This is a genomic window from Castellaniella sp. GW247-6E4 (assembly GCF_040276065.1).
Lineage (GTDB): Bacteria > Pseudomonadota > Gammaproteobacteria > Burkholderiales > Burkholderiaceae_B > Castellaniella.
Genome location: NZ_JBELOI010000020.1, coordinates 1 through 19,667 on the forward strand (window position 1 = coordinate 1; position 19,667 = coordinate 19,667).

General features: G+C 64.7%; 17 protein-coding genes. 4 read left to right on the forward strand and 13 right to left on the reverse strand.

The window, feature by feature from the left end; translation table 11 throughout:
- The first annotated feature begins 214 nt into the window (after positions 1-214).
- The 4 genes from ABS761_RS16315 to ABS761_RS16330 all read left to right on the forward strand — a co-directional run bounded on the left by ABS761_RS16315 (position 215) and on the right by ABS761_RS16330 (position 7,391).
- The gene (locus tag ABS761_RS16315; RefSeq protein WP_350409438.1) at positions 215-1,843 is read left to right on the forward strand and encodes a TIGR04141 family sporadically distributed protein; all 1,629 of its coding nucleotides are present in this window, start codon (positions 215-217) and stop codon (positions 1,841-1,843) included.
- A gap of 145 nt (positions 1,844-1,988) precedes the next feature.
- Positions 1,989-2,408, forward strand: coding sequence for a hypothetical protein (locus ABS761_RS16320; protein ID WP_350409439.1), 420 nt, complete (start codon positions 1,989-1,991; stop codon positions 2,406-2,408).
- A 454-nt stretch (positions 2,409-2,862) separates the two neighbouring features.
- On the forward strand, positions 2,863-4,203 hold the full coding sequence (locus ABS761_RS16325; protein ID WP_350409440.1) for an efflux RND transporter periplasmic adaptor subunit: 1,341 nt from the start codon (positions 2,863-2,865) through the stop codon (positions 4,201-4,203).
- A complete protein-coding gene (locus tag ABS761_RS16330) occupies positions 4,200-7,391 on the forward strand; it encodes an efflux RND transporter permease subunit (protein ID WP_350409441.1) in 3,192 nt (1,063 codons plus the stop codon). Before ABS761_RS16325 ends, ABS761_RS16330 begins: the two co-directional genes overlap by 4 nt.
- On the opposite strand, the gene ABS761_RS16335 is transcribed toward ABS761_RS16330, so the two are convergent.
- The 13 genes from ABS761_RS16335 to ABS761_RS16395 form a co-directional block, all read right to left on the reverse strand.
- Positions 7,345-8,217 carry a carbohydrate ABC transporter permease gene (locus tag ABS761_RS16335; protein ID WP_350409443.1) on the reverse strand — a complete coding sequence of 291 codons (873 nt, stop codon included), beginning with the start codon at positions 8,215-8,217 and terminating at the stop codon, positions 7,345-7,347. The two genes, ABS761_RS16330 and ABS761_RS16335, sit on opposite strands and share 47 nt — an antisense overlap.
- An 8-nt stretch (positions 8,218-8,225) precedes the next feature.
- On the reverse strand, positions 8,226-9,149 hold the full coding sequence (locus tag ABS761_RS16340; protein ID WP_350409445.1) for a carbohydrate ABC transporter permease: 924 nt from the start codon (positions 9,147-9,149) through the stop codon (positions 8,226-8,228).
- Positions 9,146-10,168, reverse strand: coding sequence for an ABC transporter ATP-binding protein (locus ABS761_RS16345; protein WP_350409446.1), 1,023 nt, complete (start codon positions 10,166-10,168; stop codon positions 9,146-9,148). Before ABS761_RS16345 ends, ABS761_RS16340 begins: the two co-directional genes overlap by 4 nt.
- Positions 10,169-10,178: 10 nt before the next feature.
- Positions 10,179-11,663, reverse strand: coding sequence for an ABC transporter substrate-binding protein (locus ABS761_RS16350; protein WP_350409448.1), 1,485 nt, complete (start codon positions 11,661-11,663; stop codon positions 10,179-10,181).
- A gap of 233 nt (positions 11,664-11,896) precedes the next feature.
- A complete protein-coding gene (locus ABS761_RS16355) occupies positions 11,897-12,946 on the reverse strand; it encodes a quinone-dependent dihydroorotate dehydrogenase (RefSeq protein WP_350409449.1) in 1,050 nt (349 codons plus the stop codon).
- Positions 12,947-13,090: 144 nt separating this feature from the next.
- Positions 13,091-13,564: an NYN domain-containing protein gene (locus ABS761_RS16360; protein ID WP_350409450.1), complete on the reverse strand. Its 474-nt coding sequence runs from the start codon at positions 13,562-13,564 to the stop codon at positions 13,091-13,093.
- Between the two features lie 130 nt (positions 13,565-13,694).
- Positions 13,695-14,423, reverse strand: a complete 729-nt coding sequence (locus ABS761_RS16365; RefSeq protein ID WP_350409452.1) for an arginyltransferase — start codon at positions 14,421-14,423, stop codon at positions 13,695-13,697.
- A gap of 40 nt (positions 14,424-14,463) precedes the next feature.
- Positions 14,464-15,264 carry a leucyl/phenylalanyl-tRNA--protein transferase gene (gene aat / locus ABS761_RS16370; protein WP_350409454.1) on the reverse strand — a complete coding sequence of 267 codons (801 nt, stop codon included), beginning with the start codon at positions 15,262-15,264 and terminating at the stop codon, positions 14,464-14,466.
- A 19-nt stretch (positions 15,265-15,283) separates the two neighbouring features.
- Positions 15,284-15,871 carry an NUDIX hydrolase gene (locus ABS761_RS16375; RefSeq protein ID WP_350409455.1) on the reverse strand — a complete coding sequence of 196 codons (588 nt, stop codon included), beginning with the start codon at positions 15,869-15,871 and terminating at the stop codon, positions 15,284-15,286.
- Between the two features lie 43 nt (positions 15,872-15,914).
- Positions 15,915-16,445: a DUF4351 domain-containing protein gene (locus ABS761_RS16380; RefSeq protein ID WP_350409456.1), complete on the reverse strand. Its 531-nt coding sequence runs from the start codon at positions 16,443-16,445 to the stop codon at positions 15,915-15,917.
- 174 nt (positions 16,446-16,619) lie between these two features.
- Positions 16,620-17,549 (reverse strand): DUF4351 domain-containing protein, encoded by a 930-nt coding sequence (locus tag ABS761_RS16385; RefSeq protein WP_350409458.1) that lies wholly within the window; start codon positions 17,547-17,549, stop codon positions 16,620-16,622.
- A gap of 107 nt (positions 17,550-17,656) precedes the next feature.
- The gene (locus ABS761_RS16390; RefSeq protein WP_350409460.1) at positions 17,657-19,078 is read right to left on the reverse strand and encodes a hypothetical protein; all 1,422 of its coding nucleotides are present in this window, start codon (positions 19,076-19,078) and stop codon (positions 17,657-17,659) included.
- 199 nt (positions 19,079-19,277) lie between these two features.
- Positions 19,278-19,574: a DUF4351 domain-containing protein gene (locus ABS761_RS16395; protein ID WP_350409461.1), complete on the reverse strand. Its 297-nt coding sequence runs from the start codon at positions 19,572-19,574 to the stop codon at positions 19,278-19,280.
- Positions 19,575-19,667: the final 93 nt, after the last annotated feature.

Sequence of the window (19,667 nt, forward strand, 5' to 3'; positions counted from 1 at the left end):
TGGCGGGGCCCTCCTGAGGGCTTAGTATCGCCGGATTTCTCTACTTCTGAGCTGTCCACTTTTACGGGAGGACGTCAAGGCAGCGTGTGGCCATCAGGTTTTGAAGAAAACGGTGCTGCACGGTTAGTGGTCGATCTCCTCAATTTTGAGGATAGTGGCGGTTGACTCGAAGGCCAATTTGCCACATAAGCACTTTTCTGGAGGAGAACCAGCGATGCCACAAGAAAAGAAAGTCAACCATCTCAGCATCTTCCTCATCAAACAGCAATTTACGACCAATCTCCAAGTTATAAAGGTCGAGGCCTGCGACGCGCCCGTTGAGGTTGCCATCGCGGGCCACGGGGCCGGACAGCTTTTTGTCAGGAAGAATCCTCCGTCACCGCCGAAATGGTCGGCACTATTTAAGGAGTTCATCAACCCGAAGGTTCTGGCCGTCGAGGGCGTCGCTGCTGCCTTTTTCGTCAAGATCAACGAACGCTGTTTTGTCTTGGCCTTCGGTCAGGGCGGACGCTTCCTTCTGAGAGATGATGTGATCGAAGAGCGCTTCGGGCTTCTCTGCGCTCTCAATGCCGTTGATCCCAAAACGTTCCGCTGCGTCGATGTGCAATCGCTGAATGCCATTGAGAGCCACATGCGCATCCAATCCGGCCAGGAGACGACGCCGGATCAGTTCGGCCTGAGTGTTGAGCAGGACATGCTGAAGGCCATCGTCGGCGCACCCAAGAATCCGATCCTCGGCAACCGCATGGCAGGCAGCGACGCGCTGGCTGTCTCGGTCAAGTTGGATCTTTCCGACCTCCCGTTTTTGCTCGATCAGTACCGGAAATTTTTCGAAGCCGAACTAAACGCAGAGGACTATCAATGGGTTAACAACATCTCGACAACCAAGAGTGCAGCGGTCATAAGCGTCCTCGAGAACGCCCTCGAAGCAAGAATGGCCGCAGACCAATTCGACGGCATCTGGCTGTCGATTCCGGAAATCATCGAGTGGACGATGGTCAAGGGGTTCATGTATTCACCCTACGGCGGCGGCATTCTTCACCCTGACATCAATATGGAGGGGTTTCGCGGCACTGTCGATGGACCGATCACTCTTGAGGTGCTGCGTGCGCGCCACGTTCATTGCGCCGACGCGGACCATAAGAAGGTTTTCAAGTCGTGGCCAGTATTCAAGTGCCTCTATGCGGAGATCGAACTCGACGGTGTCACACATGTCCTGAACGACGGCAAGTGGTTCAGTATCGCCAAGGATTTCGTCGAACGGACGAACCAAGACTATGCGGCGATCCCGCTGTCGAATATCAAGCTACCCGAGTACCGGGGTGGCGGAGAAGGGGCGTATAACGCACAGGTAGCAGCGCTCGAACCCGCGATCTACGACCTGCTCGATGACAAAAAGAAAGTCATGCACGGCGGAGGCCATGGCCAGGTCGAGATCTGCGATCTTTTCTCATCCAACCGCGAACTGATCCACGTCAAGATGTACGGTAAGTCCAGCGTCTTGAGCCACCTGTTCGCTCAAGGCTTCGTATCCGGTCAACTCATTCAAATCGACCCTAAATTTCGTGAGAAAGTCCGAGCACAGCTTGCGCCGTCCCACCGCGAACTTTTGAAGATCGAGCCGAAGCCGGAGCATGAATCCTTCACAATCACCTATGCCGTCATCAGCGATGCGCCAGGCGCTGACCTGTATCTACCTTTTTTCTCCAAGGTCAATCTCGTCAATACGCGCAAGGTGCTTCGGGGCTTTGGATACAAGGTCGAACTTCTAAAGATAGCTGTGAACGACGTATACGCGAAGACCGTCACAATCCCCCCGAAAAAGGGAAAGAAAAAGGCGTAGCGCGTTCACGCGCTATCGGCATCCACGACGTCGCATCACAGCCTGGACGGCAACGTTTAGCAACGATGAATGCTCGGAGAGCGCTAGGTTGCTGGCATTTTCACGAGTCCAGTCGTAAGCAGTCGTCATATATTCATGATTTGTCATGATAAATTTTATTCGCACAAATTTTTCTGATATTGAGAAGGATGTCCCTGAATGCCCTGGAATATATGAAATTTATACCTTGGGCGATGTTCCGCTGAAAGTTGGCATTAGTGTAAATCTTAGGCGACGCCTTCAGCAGCATAAGGAGTCAAGGCAAAAATACCTGTTGCTTCGCCCCAATGGGGACTGGAAAAATCCGTCAGATATCAAAAGCACACGCTCGATTTTAACCAAGCATCTTTATTTTTCGACCGCCGAAGGGTTTGATCTTAAAATCGAAGCGGATCGTCAACGATATCTTCTCGAAAACTGCTATATTCTTTTTAAAACAACGAAAAGCAGAGAGGTGGCTCGAAAAATGGAGAAGCAGTTGGAAGCCACCGGAAAATTTCGATTCGTCGGGCCAGTTAGGCCATAACATCTGCTGCGTTGAAACATCCAATGCCGGAGGATTATCCAATCGATAGCTTTGGATCGTAAACAGCCTCATCCGCAGCGGTACCTCCGTAATAACCGGCCAAACCATCCACGAACACCCGGCCAGGTTTTCTGCGAATATCGGCAAGACCGGCAACAGAGACATGACGATGAAACGCCTCGGACGGGACAAGACGATGGCCGACCCGTAGCGCAGCGGTCCGGCCCCGGCGCTGGATGGGATCAGCGGCATTCCGGAAGACGGCGATCAGGCGGAACTGCTGACCGCGCTGCGCCACCTTGCGCAGGCGGCTGACGGCGCCACTGCTGGATGCGCCAGCCTTGGAAAATTAATCCCCGGGACCGCCCCCTTGCGATGAAAGTGCCCGTATACTCGTGCGGGTATCGACACATCCGTATACAGGTGACCCCCGGTCACCGCAAGATTACGTCTCATGGCCACCGTTTCCTCACGCCGCCGTACGATCCTGGCCTTGGGCCTGCCGGTTTTGCTGATTCTGGGGGCCATCCTCTGGTTCGCCAGCCGGCCGCGCGCTGTCCTGGTCCCCGCCCCCAACCCCGCCACGGCCGCCGTTCCGGTGCGCATGGCGTCCGTCGAGCGGCGCGACGTGCCGATCCGCGTGCTGGGCGTGGGCAATGTCGAGGCCTGGGCCAGCGTGACAGTGCAGGCCCGCATCGATGGTCAGCTCGAGCGCATCGGATTCACCGAGGGGCAGGACGTCACCGAGGGTCAGCTCATCGCCCAGCTCGATGACCGTGTGCAAAAGGCCCAGCTCGACCAGGCACTGGCCCAGCAGGCGCGCGACCGCGCATCGCTGGAGTACGCGCAGCAGGACCTGCGCCGCTACGAGACGCTGGTCAAGCGCGACGCGATCACCCCCCAGACCCTGGACGCCCAGCGCGCCCAGGTCGCGCAATTGCAGGCGACCCTGCTCTCGGACGCCGCCCAGGTCGCCGCGGCGCGCACCCAGCTCTCGTACACGCGTATCACCGCGCCCATCAGCGGGCGCGCGGGCGCGCTGTTGATCGATCCGGGCAACATCGTGCGCGCGGCGGCCAACCAGGGCGTGGTGGTCATTAATCAGGTCGATCCGGTTGCGGTGTCCTTCACGGTGCCCGACAGCGTCTACGCGGAGGTCAACCAGGCCCTGCGCGAAGGGCGGGCCATGCGGGCCCTGGCCTACACCGCCGGCGGCGAGCAGCCGCTGGCCGAGGGCCGGGTGGTGCTGGTCGACAACCAGATCGATGCGCAAAGCGGCACGCTGCGCCTGAAGGCGCGCTTCGACAATCCCGGCCATGCGCTGTGGCCCGGCCAGTACGTGGACCTGCGCCTGATCCTGGGCGAGCGGCGCGGGGCGCTGGTCGTGCCCTCGCGGGCCGTGCAGCGCGGCCCCGAGGGACCGCTGGTGTATGTGGTGGACGCGGCGGGCGTCGCCCAGGTCCGGGCCGTCGAGATCACCCTGATCCAGGACGAGCTCGCGCTGATCGGCAAGGGCCTGTCCGAGGGCGAGCGTGTCATCACCGACGGCCAATACAAGGTGCGTCCGGGGGCGCATGTGGCCGAGGCGGCGCCCGCCACGGCCCCGGCGCCCGCCGCGCCACCTGTGAGCCCGGGCGCCGACCCGCAGGCGAGTGGGCCGGCCAGCACCGTGGCCGCCGACCCCGAGGCCGCGCCGCTGGCCGGCGCCTCGGCGGGCGCCGCCGTCCCGCCTGCCGGGGATGATGGCGATACCGGCGCGGGGCAGGGGGGCGAAGCCCCGAGAGGCCGGCCTTGAACCTCTCGGCGATCTTCATCCGGCGGCCCATCGGCACCTCGCTGCTGGCCATCGCGCTGTTCCTGGTGGGCCTGGCGGTGTTCCCGCTGCTGCCCGTGGCCTCGTTGCCGCAGGTCGATTTCCCCACCATCCAGGTGACGGCGAAACTGCCCGGGGGCGATCCCGAGACGATGGCCACCAGTGTCGCTCAGCCGCTCGAGCGCCAGTTCTCGACCATCGCGGGCCTGGCGCAGATGACCTCCGAGAACGCCGCCGGATCGACACGCATCACCTTGCAGTTCGAGCTGGACCGGGACATCGACGGTGCCGCCCTCGACGTCCAGACCGCGATCAACGCGGCCGCCCGCCAGTTGCCGGCCAACCTGCCCAATCCGCCGACCTTCCGCAAGGTCAATCCCGCCGACTTCTCGATCCTGATCCTGACCATCCAGTCCGATGTGCTGCCGATCACCGAGGTCAACGACTACGCCGACAACATCTTTGCCCAGCAGCTCTCGCAGATCGAGGGCGTGGGCCTGGTCAATATCTGGGGCCAGCAAAAGCCCGCCATCCGCATCCAGGTCGATCCGGTCAAGCTCGCCAGCCTCGGGCTGGACCTCGAGGCCATCCGCGGGGTGATCGCCACCACCACGGTCAACCAGCCCAAGGGCATGATCGACGGGCCTTCCCAGAGCTATTCCGTCTACACCAACGACCAGATCCTGTCGGCCGAGCCCTGGAACGACGTGGTGCTGGCCTATCGCAACGGCGCGCCGGTCCGGGTGCGCGACGTGGGCGTGGCCGTGCCCGGCGCCGAGGACAGCAAGCAGGCCGCCTGGGCCTTCGGCGGCCTGGGGGCCGACGTCGAGGACCGCGCCATCGACGGGCGCACCCTGCTGATCGGCATCACCAAGCAGCCCGGGGCCAACGTCATCGAGACGGTCGAACGCATCAGGGCCGCGATGCCGCGCCTCATGGCCTCGATACCGCCCACCGTGCACGTCAGCACCCTGATCGACCGCACCCAGAACATCCGCGCCTCGGTGCACGAGGTCGAGCTCACGCTGCTGCTGTCCATCACCCTGGTGGTGATGGTGATCTTCATGTTCCTGCGCAACCTCGCCGGCACCCTGATCCCCAGCGCCACCGTTCCGCTCGCCCTGCTGGGCACCATCGCCGTGATGTATCTGCTGGGCTACAGCTTGGACAATCTGTCGCTGATGGCCCTGACGATCTCGGTGGGCTTCGTGGTCGACGACGCCATCGTCATGCTCGAGAATATCTACCGCCACATCGAGGAGGGCATGCCGCCCATGGAGGCGGCCCTGAAGGGGTCGCGCGAGATCGGCTTCACCATCGTCTCGATCTCGGTCTCGCTGATCGCGGTCTTCATCCCGCTGCTGCTGATGGGCGGCATCGTCGGCCGGCTGTTTCGCGAGTTCGCCATGACCGTCAGCGTCGCCGTGATGGTCTCGGTCCTGGTGTCGCTGACGCTCACGCCCATGCTGTGCTCGCGCTACCTCAAGGCCCACGACCCGCGCCGCCGGCACGGCCGCCTGTACCTCGCCTTCGAGCACGGCTTCGAGCGCATGCTCGGCCTCTACCGGCGCGGCCTGGACCTGGTCCTGCGCCATAGCTTCATCACCCTGTGCAGCTTCATCGCGACCGTGGCGGCCACGGTGGCCCTGTTCATCGTCATCCCCAAGGGCTTCTTTCCCGAGCAGGACACGGGTTTCATATTCGGCCTGGCCGAGACTTCGCAGGATGCGTCCTTCGACGCCATGAACGAGCGCATGATGGCCCTGGCCAAGGTGGTGGGGCAGGACCCCGACGTCATGGCCTACGGGATGAGCAGCAACCAGCCGACCTTCAACACCGGGCGCTTCTTTATCAGCCTGCGGCCCAAGAGCGCCGGGCGCGAAGCCTCGGTGCAAGAGGTCATGGCCCGGCTGCGCCCGGCCTTGAACGAGGTCCCGGGCATCCGCCTGTTCATGCAGGCCGGCCAGGACATCAACGTGGGCGGACGCCTGGCGCGCACCCAGTACCAGTACACCCTGATGGACGCCGACCTCAACGAGCTGAACACCTGGGCGCCGCGCCTGCTGGCGCGCCTGCGTGGCCTGCCCGAGCTCGTCGACGTGGCCAGCGACCAGCAAAATGAGGCAGCCACCGCCGTGGTGACCATCGACCGCGCGCGCGCCGCCAGCCTGGGGATCTCGCCCGCGCTCATCGACAACACCATCTACAACGCCATCGGCCAGCGCCAGGTGGCCCAGTACTTTACCCAGATCAACAGCTACCAGGTGATCCTCGAGGTCACCCCCGCGTTGCAGCGCGATCCCGATCTGTTCTCGAAGCTGCGCATCACCTCGCCGCTGACCGGGCAGCAGGTGCCGCTCTCGAGCCTGGTGCGGGTGGATACGTCGGAATCCGGCTACCTGTCCATCAACCACCAGGGCCAGTTTCCGGCGGTCACCCTGTCGTTCAACCTCGCCGAGGGCGCTTCGCTGGGCGATGCGGTGCGCGCCATCAAGCGCGTCGAGGCGAGCATGGCGCTGCCCCAGGGCCTGGTCGGCTCGTTCCAGGGCACGGCCCAGGCCTTCGAGCAGTCCCTGGCCTCACAGCCCTACCTGATCGCGGCGGCCCTGGTGGCGGTCTACATCGTGCTCGGTCTGCTGTACGAGTCCTACATCCATCCGCTGACCATTCTGTCGACGCTGCCCTCGGCCGGTGTCGGGGCCCTGCTGATCCTGATGGCCAGCGGCTTTGACTTCACCGTGATCGCGCTCATCGGCATCATCCTGCTGATCGGCATCGTCAAGAAAAACGGCATCATGATGATCGACTTTGCGCTGCATGCGGAACGCGAGCGCGGCCTGCCGCCGCGCGAAGCCATCTATCAGGCCTGCCTGCTGCGCTTTCGGCCCATCATGATGACCACGCTATGCGCGCTGCTGGCCGGCTTGCCCCTGATGCTGGGCACCGGCGCGGGCTCCGAGCTGCGCCAGCCCCTGGGCTATGCCATGGTCGGCGGCCTGATCCTGTCGCAGGCGCTGACCCTGTTCACCACGCCGGTGATCTACCTGTACCTGGACCGGGCGCATTACTGGTACATGCGGCGCAAGGACCTGCGCCGGGCGCGCCGTCGGCGCGCCGCCCGCCTCAGCGACGCGCGACCGACGTCAGGCCCGCCACCAGTTGGTCGATAAAGAAGGTGTACAGCACGGCGATCGGGATGCTGGCGATCAGGGCCCCCGCCAGCAGCGGCCCCCAGTGATAGACATCGCCGCGGATCAGCTCGGTGGGCACGGCGATGCCGATGGTCTTGTCGGCCGTGTGCGTGACGAAGGCCAGGGCGTAGATGAACTCGCTGGTCGATAGCGTGAAGGCGAACACCACCACCGTCATGAGGCCGGGCAGCGCCAGCGGCAGCACCACGTGCATAAAGGCACTGAAACGGCCGTGGCCGTCGATCATGGCCTGCTCCTCGATGTCGCGCGGAATCCCCTTGAAGAACCCCATCAGCAGCCAGGTGCAGAACGGCACCGTGAAGGTCGGGTAGGCCACGATCAGCGCCCATAGGGAATTCTGCAGGCCGAGAAAGGCGATGACCTTCGAGAACGGGATGAACAGCAGGGTGGGCGGCACCAGGTAGCTGAGAAAGATGCCGATTCCCAGGGTCTCGCCCCAGCCGCCCGCGATGCGCGCCAGGCCGTAGGCCGCCGGCACCGACAGAACCAGGGTGATCGCCACCACCGCCAGGCCCACATAGGCGGTGTTCAGCAGCCACTGCACGAATTGCGTCTGCTCGAACAGCAGGCGCAAATTGTCGAGCGTGGGCGCCTGCGAGAACCAGAACGGATTGATCTCGGGCGAGAAAATGTCCGCCTGCGTCTTGAAGCTGGTGATCAGCATCACATAGAAAGGCAGGGCCGCGAACACCACGAACAAGGCCGTGGCGAGGTACAGGCCGCCCCTGCGCGCCGGGTGGTGGTCGGCGTGCGCGGGCGGCGTGGTCAGGGATGGAGCACTCATGGGTGGCCTCAGATTTCCCGCCGGCGGATCAGTGCCAGGATCACGATCGAGACCGCCGCCAGCACCGGCAGCAGGAACAGGGCGGTGGCCGCGCCGCGTCCCAGCGATCCACCCTGCACGCCGGTGAAGAACGCCAGCGTCGGCAGCACCTGCGTGGCGTTGGCCGGCCCACCGCGCGTCAGGATGAACACCGTGACGATGTCCGTGAAGACGAACACGAAGGTAAACAGGATCGTCACGCCGAACACCGGGATGAGCATGGGCAGGATGACGTGGAACAGCCGCCGGAAGTATCCCGCGCCGTCGATTTCGGACTGCTCGAGGATGTCGCGCGGCACGCCGTTGAGCCCCGCCAGGATGATGACCGTGGCGAGCGGCAGCAGGCGCCAGACGTTGACCAGGATGATGGAGAACAGGGCCAGGCCGCTGCGCCCCAGCCAGAACGTATTGTCGAAGTCTCCGAACAGCGCCCCCGGATGGCCCAGCAGTCCCAGGCCGCGCAGGACCCAGTCGATCGGGCTGAAGGTCGAGTCCAGCATCCACAGCCAGGCGATCGCGCTGAGCGAGGCCGGCGCCGTCCAGGGCAGCAGGATCAGAAAGCGGACCAGCCACTTGCCGCGGACCGGGCGCATCAGCAGCTCGGCCTGAATCGTCCCGAGGACCAGCACGCCGATGAGTGTGCTGAGGGTGATGTTGAAGGTATTGCCGATGGCGCCCATGAAGTCCGGCGTATCCAGCAGCGCCCGGAAGTTCTCCAGGCCGATGAAGCGCATCACCGGGCTGCCGGTGGTGACGTCGTTCAGGCTGTAGACCACCGCCAGCACGATCGGGACGCCCAGCATCACGGTGATGTAGAGGATGGCGGGCAGCACCATGCCCATGGCCAGCAGTGTGTCGCGCTGGCCCAGGCTGAGGCGGGACGTGTGCATCATCCCGCCGCCTCGCGCCGTCCTGTGCGCGCATCAAAGCGCCGCATCCGCTCGCGCGCCACGCAGAACGTCGCGGATTCGCCCGCCGCCAGCCCCGCCGCGCCGCGCTCGGGCAGCCTCAGGATGATTTCGCCGCGCCCGCCGTCCAGCTCCGCGTAGACCAGCGCATCGGCGCCCAGCGCCTCGACCTGGCGGATCGTGAGGGGCAGCGGGTAATGCCGCTCGGGCATCGGTCCGTCCGGCCGCCAGGCGTCCTCCGGATGGAAGCCCAGCAGCCAGTCGCCCTCGGTGATCAGGTTCATCGGCGGCGATCCCATGAACTGCGCGACAAAGGTATTGGCCGGCTCGTGATAGATCTCGTGGGGCGTGCCGACCTGCTCGATGCGGCCGTGGTTCATCACCGCCACCCGCTGGCCCAGGCCCATCGCCTCGACCTGGTCATGCGTGACGTACAGCGTGGTGATGCCGGTTTGCTGGTGCAGGCGCTTGAACTCGCGCCGCGCCGCGTGGCGCAGCTTGGCATCCAGGTTCGACAGCGGTTCATCCATCAGGAACAGGCTGGGTGTGCGCACCAGTGCGCGGGCCAGGGCCACGCGCTGGCGCTCGCCGCCGGACAGCTCGCGCGGCTTGCGCGCGAGCAGGTGGTCGATGCCGAACAGTTTGGCTGCCCACATGACTTTTTCCCGGATCTGGGCCGCCGGCAGGCGACCCGCCTCCAGCGGAAAGGCGATGTTGCCCGCCACGGTCTTGTGCGGATACAGCGCATAGCTCTGGAACACCATTGCGATATTGCGCCGGCGCGGCGGCTCGTCGTTGGCCACCTGGCCGTCGATGCGGATCGTCCCGGACGAGGGCCGCTCCAGGCCCGCGATGGTGCGCATCAGCGTGGTCTTGCCCGAGCCCGAGGCCCCGAGCAGGACGAGGAATTCCCCGTCGGGGACCTCGAGGCTGACATCGTCGACGGCCTTGACTTTGCCGCGTGCGTAGGTCGTGCTCAGGCGTTCGATGCTCAGGCTGGCCATGCGGTTTCCTTTACGCCTTGCCGCCGCCGATCAGCCCGCGCCCGCGCCACTGGGCATAGATGGATTTCGCCTGCCCGGCGGCCTCGTCCACCGCCTGCTCGGGCGTGAGGTCGCCGCGCGCGGCCTTGGCCATCATATTGGGCAGAATGAAGGTGTTGAACACCTCGCCCACCGCCGGGTTCGAATAGCCCGGATGGCCCAGGTTCGTCGTCCATTCCGTGGCCGAGGTGAGGGGCTGCAGCTTGCCCTCGGCCTCGCCGTCCAGGCGGAACGGGTCCTTGGCGAACCACGCATCATTAAGGTTTTTCAGCGTCTGCGCCCCTTGGACCGCCGGATAGCCCCGGTCGCCCGTGGGCACCGTCGTATCGAAATAGCTGGGCGTGTTGTAGAGCTTGCTGTGGTACATCGCCTGGTCGTAGTTCTCGGTCAGGTGCAGGACGAATTGCTTGGCGAGGTCCTCGCGCGCCTTGGCGAACTTGGGGATGATGTAGTTGTACAGCACGTGCACATTGGCCCAGCGGTCGCCGCGCGGGCCAGCCAGCGGGCCGGTGAAAAACACATCCTTGGCGATGTCGGGCTTGGTCTGCTGGGCCGAGCGGTAGGCCGATATCGAGTTCACGATGTACGAGGCCTTGCCCGCGATCAGATCCTGGTTGTTCGAGGCCGCGTTCCAGGCGAACACCGCCGGCGTCATGGTCCGGTGATACAGGTCCACCATGTACTTCACCGCCTCGATGGCGCGTGTGCGGTTCTCGCCATCGCCCAGGATCACATTGTCGTCCTCGTCCTGCACCGAGGCGCCCCAGGACCACAGGACCGAGCGCGCCACCATGTTCGAGTCCAGTTCCTGCGACATGCCGATGCCGACCTGCACGCCTTGATCCTTGCGAATTTTCTCGCCGATCTCGAGCAATTGCATCCAGGTGTCGGGGCCATTTGCCAGGCCCGCCTTTTCCCACAGGCTGCGCCGGTAGTCGCCGCAGTCGATGGTCCAGCCGTGGCAGAACGCGTACCAGGACTTGACCACGGGGTTGTAGGAGATTCGCGGGATGACGCCGAACACTTTGCCGAATTGCTTGGCCGCCTGCTGATTGATGTCGGCCATGTCCAGGACATTGGGCGTGAACTGGGCCGCCTCGGGGCCGAGTTCGATGATGTCGTGGCCCGAGCCGGCCGACATTTCGGAGGTCGTGGTGGTGACCAGGTCGCCGATATTGATGTGGTCGACGACGACCTGTACGCCATGGGCCTCGCCCCAGGCCTTGGCGAAGGCATCGAACCATGTGTCGTAGGTCGGTACGAAATGGCTCCATTGCAGGATCTTCAGGGTTTTGCCGGCCGCCAGGGCGCGCAGAGGAATCAGCGGGGCGCCGATGGCCGCGAGGCCGGCCAGGCCGCCAGCCTGCAGGATGCGGCGCCGCGTGGCGTCATGACGGGCGGCAAGGCGGGAAGCGAGAGGGCGATCCGGGCCGGGATCGAGGGTATGGGGTGACATGACCTGCCTCCTTGTGGGAAGGAGGGGGCAGGTCGTCAGGTGAGATGCTGCATGCGGCGGCGCTACCCCCCCGGATGATGGGAAGAGAGCTGCGTAGCGGTCATATTTCAGCCAGGCGCGTCACGCAAGGACTTGGAGCGAGTTTAGTACTGATTGTTTCGTTCGAGCGCGAGATTTAGGGGTAAACCATGATTCAACCGGTCGTGGTCATCCAGTGACTGGCCTCGGTGGGCTCAGGCGGTCGGCGCCGCCAGGGCCTGGACACATTCATTGACCAGCTCCGGACCCCGGTAGATCAATCCGGTGTAGAGCTGCACCGCGTCGGCGCCGGCCTGCATCTTTTCCACCGCCTGGCGGCCCGACTCGATTCCGCCCACCCCTATGATGGCCGTCTCGCGGCCCAGGTGCTCGCGCAGGCGCCGGATCACCGTCAGCGACAATGCGTGCACCGGTGGGCCCGACAGGCCGCCCGCCTCGTCCTCGTAGGGCAGGCCGCGCACCGCCTCGCGCGCCAGCGTCGTGTTGGTGGCGATGATGCCGTCGATCCCGTGGCGTGGCACGAGCTCGGCAATCGCATCGATCCCGGCCTCGTCCAGATCGGGCGCGATCTTGATCACCAGCGGCGTGCGCCGCCCGTGTTGGTCGGCCAGCGCCTCGCGCCGCTCGCGCAGCGCCCCCAGCAGCGCATCCAGCGCGTCGTGGCTTTGCAGGCTGCGCAGATTGCGCGTGTTGGGCGAGGAAATGTTCACCGTCACATAGTCCGCGTGCGGATACACCCCGTCCAGGCCCATCAGGTAATCGTCGATCGCGCGCTCGATCGGCGTGTCGGCGTTCTTGCCGATGTTCAGGCCCAGGATGCCGCCCTCGGCGCGCCAGCGGCTGCGCCGCACATTGGCGATGAAGGCGTCCAGGCCGTCGTTGTTGAAGCCCATGCGGTTGATCAGGCAGCGCGCGCGCGGCAGGCGGAACATGCGCGGCTTGGGGTTGCCCGGTTGCGCCCGGGGCGTCACCGTGCCCACCTCGATGAAGCCGAATCCCAGCCCCGACAGCGCATCGATGTAGGCGCCGTTCTTGTCCAGGCCCGCGGCCAGGCCCACCGGATTGCGCAAGTGCAGGCCCATCACCGTGCGCGGCAGGGCGGGGCGCCGCGTCAGCAGCGCGCGCGTGACACCGCAATCGTGCGTCCGGCGCAGCATGCTCAGCGTCAATTCGTGCGCACGCTCGGCGTCCATGGAAAACAGCGCAGCGCGCGCAAGCGGATAGGCTTGAAACAGAAAAGGCATGGGCATCCGAGGTGGTTGGGAGGGTGGGCAGACGCCTATTTTACCGATCGGCCGGCGCAATGGGACACGCCGACCCGCGAGGCGGCATTGCGCGGCGCGGTTACCAGCGTGTTGGTTTGCGGATGGGGTTCCCGCCGACCGGGATCACAATGTCCGGCATTTGGGAGTTGGCCAATGCGCGTTTGTCTCCAGGACGGTGGCATGCCGCTGGCCGTTGATGGGAGGGTATAGTTTCTTCGTGACAATATGACTGGAAAATTGCCCTTTGATGATCTCAAGCTCGGGGATATGAGCGCGCAGAGCCCGAAAGAACACCTGTTGGCGAATATGCACATCGGGGTCAGAGGGTTTGGGGCTGACATCCGCCGTGAAGTATTTGATGCAGTTGATATCGTTTTCCGGGCGGAGAACTTTCTGGCATAAGCTTTTGAGGTCCAGCCATTTGAAACCCGTGCTTTTCAGCGTCGAGTAGTAGAGATTGAAACCGTCGATGTAGACAGATGTTCTTCTCATTGTTGAAAACCTAAAAGCAAGGGCCTCCGAAGAGGCCCCGCAGCCCATGTCTAAGACATGGGGGTTATCACGCTCCAGCTTAGCAAGTTGCGGGTCGTTACGCAAGAGCCTTACCCAATATCAGATGCGTCTGAATGGCGCCTGCGATAGAGTGTGCAGTATTTTTTGCGGCTTCTCAATGCGGCTGCGTCGAAATTGTCCTATGGAACACGACGCAGCCCTCCCAGGTCGATCATCAGCGCGGTGCCGGTTCGATCCAGACGCCGCCGCGCAGGATCTGGTGGGGCCGGAAGCGCGACTTGTAGGCCATCTTGTGGCTTTCCTCGATCCAGTAGCCCAGGTACAGCCATTGCAACCCCAGGTGCCGGCAGTAATCCAGTTGCCACAGAATCCCGTAGGTGCCCAGGCTGCCCCGCCAGTCGGGATCGTAAAAGGTATAGACCGCTGAAATCCCGGTGTCCACGCGGTCCATGATCGCCACCATGCGCACCACGCCGTCGGCGTCGGTGAATTCCGCCATGTCCGAGCGCACCCGGCTGGTCAGCAGGAATTGCGTGTATTGCGCCTGGTCGTCCTGGTCCATGCCCGCGCCGGGGTGACGCCGCGACTGGTAGCGTTGGTACAGGTCGAAATGGCGCGCGTCCCAGTGCAAGGGAGAGACCTTGACCCGCATCGCGCGCATACGGTTCCAGAGCTTGCGCTGCGTGCGGTCGCGCTGAAAGCGGCGCACGTCCACGCGGATCGGGATGCAGGCCTGGCAGGTATCGCAGTCGGGGCGATAGGTAAACAGGCCGCTGCGGCGGAACCCCTGCTCGATCAGGCGCGAATAGGCGGCGTCGTCGACCAGGTGCGCCGGCGCGGCCACCTCGGAACGCGCCATGCGCCCGGGCAGATAGCTGCAGGGATAGCTGGCGGTCGTATAGAACTGCAGTTTCCTGAAGATCGATTCGCTGGGATTGCTCATGGCCGCGCCTGGATGGGTCATGGCTATTGTGGCATCCGGACTATTCCTCGTCCAGGCTCGTCCCGTCCATCGTCAGCCGCCCGCGCGGCCAGGGCGGCGGCGCCTCGTCCCTGAGGGCCGCCAGGCGGGCCAGGAACCGCGCGCGCGGCACCGGCGCCGCGCCCAGGCGGGCCAAGTGCGGCGTCTCTTGCTGGCAGTCGATCCAGGGCACCCCGTGACGGCGCAGATGCGCCACCAGGTACGCCAGTGCCACCTTGCTCGCGTCGGTCGCGCGGCTGAACATCGATTCCCCGAAAAAGCACCGCCCGATCGAGACTCCGTACAGGCCGCCGGCCAGGCGTCCGTCGATCCAGGTTTCGACGCTGTGCGCCCGTCCCATGCGGTGCCAGGCCTCGTAGACGGCGATGATGTCCGGCGTGATCCAGGTCGCGTCGCGGCCCGCGTCCGCCGGCGTTGCCGGCCAGGGAATGCCCGCGCGCGCCGCGCCGATGCCCAGGCGCTCGTCGTGGCGTTGCGCGCAGGCGCGGATCACCTCGCCAAAGGCGAGATCGGTCGTGACCCTGAGCGGGGCGTCCGGTGCCCGCGGATCGCGGTTGAACTGGCGCACGCGCTTGGCGAGCGAATGCGAGATGCGCAAGTCGGCGCAGGACAGCACCATGCGCGGATCCGGGCTCCACCACAGCACGGGGTCGCCGGGGCTGTACCAGGGGAACAAGCCCTTGCGGTAGGCCTCGTCCAGGCGCGCCGGCGACAGGTCCAGCCCCGCCGCCACCAAGCCGCCGGGCAAGCCGGCCGAGGGGTCGGGCAAAGGGGTGTCGGCATCGATCCAGGTCAGCCGCATGGCGTGCCCGCCAGTGTCCTCAGTCCGGGAAACGGAAGTCGATCGCGTAGCGGTGCGTGGGAAAGGTCCCATCACGGCGATCGTTCAGATAGTGCTCCAGGGTCGTGTGGACCGTGCGGAACGACAGTTCTTTCCAGGGGATGGCGTCCAGGGGAAAGAATCCGGCCTCAAGCGTTTCCGGCCCTGGCGCGAGCTGTGGCCCCAACACGTCGGCCAGGTAGTAGAAGTGCACCTGGTTCACTGAGGGCACGTCAATCACGGTAAATAAGGATCGGATCCGGATCCGCGCGCCCGATTCCTCCTGGTTTTCCCGCTCAGCGCCCTGTTCGGTGGTCTCGCCCAGCTCCATGAAGCCGGCCGGCAGCGTCCATTTTCCATGACGCGGCTCGATCGCCCGGCGGCACAGCAGCACGCGGTCGTCCAGGATGGGCACCACGCCCACGACATTGCGCGGATTCTGATAGTGCACCGCGCCGCAGTGCGTGCACAGGTCGCGGATGCGGTTGTCGTCGGGCGGAATCTCGCGGCTGAGGGTGTGGCCGCATTGCGAGCAGAACCGCTGTGTGCGCGGGGCGGGGTGGTAGAAGGCGGGGTCGGGCGAGCTCATGCGGGGATTTTAGCGCGGGACCGGGCCGATCAGTATGTGGAGCTCAGTCGCCGAACACCTCGTCCAGGGTCGTGGCGTCGAGGATATTCAGCGACCAGGTCTCGAGTTGCTCGGCAGTCGCCGCGCGGACGCGTTCGGTCGCTGTATCGGGAATGGCGCCGAACCGGCGGGCCAATAGCCGCAGCAGCAGCTCGGCCTGCCCTTCAACGCGTCCCTCGGCACGTCCCCGCCGCAAACCAACCCGCTCAGGTGTGGTGATGTATGTCATTGCATGCTCCTGTTCCAGGGCTTCCAATGCCCGCATATAGTCTGGTTCCAGCGCCTCGGGCAGGGCGATCATCCAGTCGACCAGCCTGACCAGGGCGTCGATGTCGCCGCGGGCGTATCCGTCGCCGGCCAGGCGGCGCATGAGGTCGACCTTGGGGTCAAGCCTTGCCGCCTTGCGGCGAAACCGCAGGGCGGTCAACTGCGCCATGACGACCATGGCAAACGGATTGGAGGGTGCCAGGGCCTCGAGGGCGTCCCAGCGGTCCAGCCATTGTGCCATGTGCACCACTGGAAAGGTGAACCGCACCCCCTGGCCGAGGAACTCGTCGTGGTGAACCAGGTGTGAATCGCCGCCGCGGCTGGCGGTGAGGATGCCCAGGCATCAGCGGGGAGGGTACAAACCCGCACGGCGGATGCGTTCGACGTTGGGATGCAGCATGACAGGCTGGCGTCGGAACCGCAACGTCGGAGAGCGGGAGATTCAATCCCCGAACACCTCGTCCAGGGTCGTGGCGTCGAGGATATTCAGCGACCAGGTCTCGAGCTGCTCGGCGGTCGCCGCGCGGACGCGTCCGGTCGCTGTATCGGGAATGGCGCCGAACCGGCGGGCCAATAGCCGCAGCAGCAGCTCGGCCTGCCCTTCGACGCGTCCTTCAACTCGTCCCTCGGCGCGTTCGCGTCGGAGATAGACCCGCTCGGGTGTCGTGATGTATGTCATTGCATGCTCCTGTTCCAGGGCTTCCAATGCCCGCATATAGTCTGGTTCCAGCACCTCGGGCAGCGCGATCATCCAGTCGACCAGCCGGGCCAGGGCGTCGATGTCGCCGCGGGCGTATCCGTAGCCGGCCAGGCGGCGCATGAGGTCGACCTTGGGGTCGAGCCGTGCCGCCTTGCGGCGAAACCGCAGGGCGGTCAACTGCGCCATGACGACCACGGCAAACGGATTGGAGGGTGCCAGGGCCTCGAGGGCGTCCCAGCGGTCCAGCCATTGTGCCATGTGCACCACCGGAAAGGTGAACCGCACCCCCTGGCCGAGGAATTCGTCGTGGTGGACCAGGTGGGAATCGCCGCCGCGGCTGGCGGTGAGGATGCCCAGGCTGTAGAGGGCGTGATTGCCGGATCCGCCGTAGCGGTCCTCGAGGCGGTAGCGATACTGATACATGCGCCGGGCAAAGAGGCGCCTGGCCTTGGGGCCGCTGGTGCCACCCTGGACCTCGATGTGGATCAGCAGCCTGGCGAACCGGCCATCGCGGCAGCGCACGAGGATGAGCTTGTCGGTGTAGAGGCGGCCGGGGCTGAGGGGGCCGGGAAGCGCTCGGAGGCGGCCCTGGTCGGGCGCCGGGTCCTGTCCGTCGGGCGACCCGGGCGCAAGCCGCCGAGGCCCGGCGAGGGCCTGTAATTCTTTATTCAAAAGGCGCCGAAACGGATCCAATGATCACTGTGGAAAATACGGCTGCCTGGCCAAAGGGCCAAGCGTCAAGACGAGCCCGCCGTCGCCGGCGCACAGCAGCGCCTCAGTCAATCCAGGCCGGGCAGCCCCGCGCGCAGACTTTCGATCTGTTTCCTCCTTTCCAGGACCGCAATCTGGTGATCCAGGCCGGCGAGTTCCTCTTCCTGGGCCTTGGTCCTCTGGGTGGCCGCCTCGCTTGCGCGTGCCTCGCGGGCCTTGGCGCGCAGCTCGGCCGCCTCGCCGAGGGAGGCAGAGGCCGCCGACAGGCTGCCGGCCATATGCTCGGCGCGAGAGTCGGCGCCAAAATCCAGCTTGCTCATCGAGCCATCCTCGTCGAACGCCACCTCGATATTGTTCCGGTCAAAGCCCCGGTTCTCGAGCCACACCAGTCCCTTGGTCCCGAACTGGGGCAGCTTGATCGGGCCTTGGGTCTCGATGCGTGGCAGGCTGGACGGCCTGGTGTCCTCGACCCATACCTTGCCATAGGCTGGTGTGCGATATACCGCGCCCTGCCGGACCGCGTCGCCCGCCAAATCCGTACGGGCCATCGGCGCAGCCGCCCCGTTGCCGCCCGGCACCGGCTGGGCGGCGGCCACGAGTGGCTGCACGCAAGCCTGCAAGGAAAAACGCGCGTCATCCGACACATTGGTGACGGGCTGCAGGTTTTCTCGTTGAGCGAAGGTGTCCAGGAAAACCTTCTGGCGGGCGTCCAAGGGCTTGCAGATCGGCGAGGCCTGCCGCGTGGGCGCCCATGCGGTCAGGCGCAGCTTGATCGTGAGCGACCGGGTCAAGGCGGCCAATTGTGCCTCGAGGCCCGCCAACTGGGCAGAGTCCTCGGGCAAGACCTTGACGGTTTCCTTGGTCGATTCCTTTGTGGTTTCCTTGGCGGTTTCCTTGACCAACCCGGCCCTGGCGTGCGGGATATGCAAGACCAGCAATTCGTTGCGTGTCCTGATGTTCTTGTTGATGGCCCCGCAGAGTGCGGCCAGGGGCCCGGTGGCTGCCTTTTCCCCACCCTGGACCTGCAGGCCCGGCATTGCCTGCCCCGCAACACTCGCCTTGTATAGATTCAGCGCGGTATTGACCACCGACCCCGCGACCTCGCCCGTTCGATCCTCGATATTGGCGCTGATGGTCTTGATCATCCCGTTTGGATGCAGGGTGACCCCCGCCGTCGTGGTCTTTAGCGCGGAATTCAGCTTGGCATAGTCGAGGCTGTAGGTCTCGCTGGGATCGGGTACGAAATAGCTGCGGATCGTGCCGTCGGCCAGCTCGTAGGCCAAGGGACCATCGGGCGAGCCCACCTTGGACGGATCGCACGACACCACCAACACCTGCGCCTCGACGTCAAACGTCGCCATGGGCAGCGAGTACAGCACGCCCTGGACAGGCTGCGCCTGGTCCGGGCCGACGTGTCGTGTCTGGAGGGCGGTGGTGCATCCCGCTGCGGCCAATCCAGCGACCATCCCCAACGGCAAGATTCCCCTCATGGCATTTCCCCGCAAGGCTCTTCTGTGGAACCCGGCATTGCTCCGCGCGCAAAGCCGACGGCTTGCGACAGCGGTGCTTGCATTGTGTCATTTCAGGGCATCAGCGGGGAGGGTACAAACCCGCACGGCGGATGCGTTCGACATTGGGATGCAGCATGACAGGCTGGCGTCGGAACCGCAACGTCGGAGAGCGGGAGATTCAATCCCCGAACACCTCGTCCAGGGTCGTGGCGTCGAGGATATTCAGCGACCAGGTCTCGAGCTGCTCGGCAGTCGCCGCGCGGACGCGTCCGGTCGCAGTGTCGGGGATGGCGCCGAACCGGCGGCCCAATTGCCGCAGCAGCAGCTCGGCCTGCCCTTCAACGCGTCCCTCGGCACGTCCCCGCCGCAAACCAACCCGCTCGGGTGTCGTGATGTATGTCATTGCATGCTCCTGTTCCAGGGCTTCCAATGCCCGCATATAGTCTGGTTCCAGCGCCTTGGGCAGCGCGATCATCCAGTCGACCAGCCGGTGTCAAGGGTCTTCCAGATTTCCCCAGTTGGGGTCACGCAAATTTCCTCACCCGTGTGGCCGTCATTCGACGGCTGG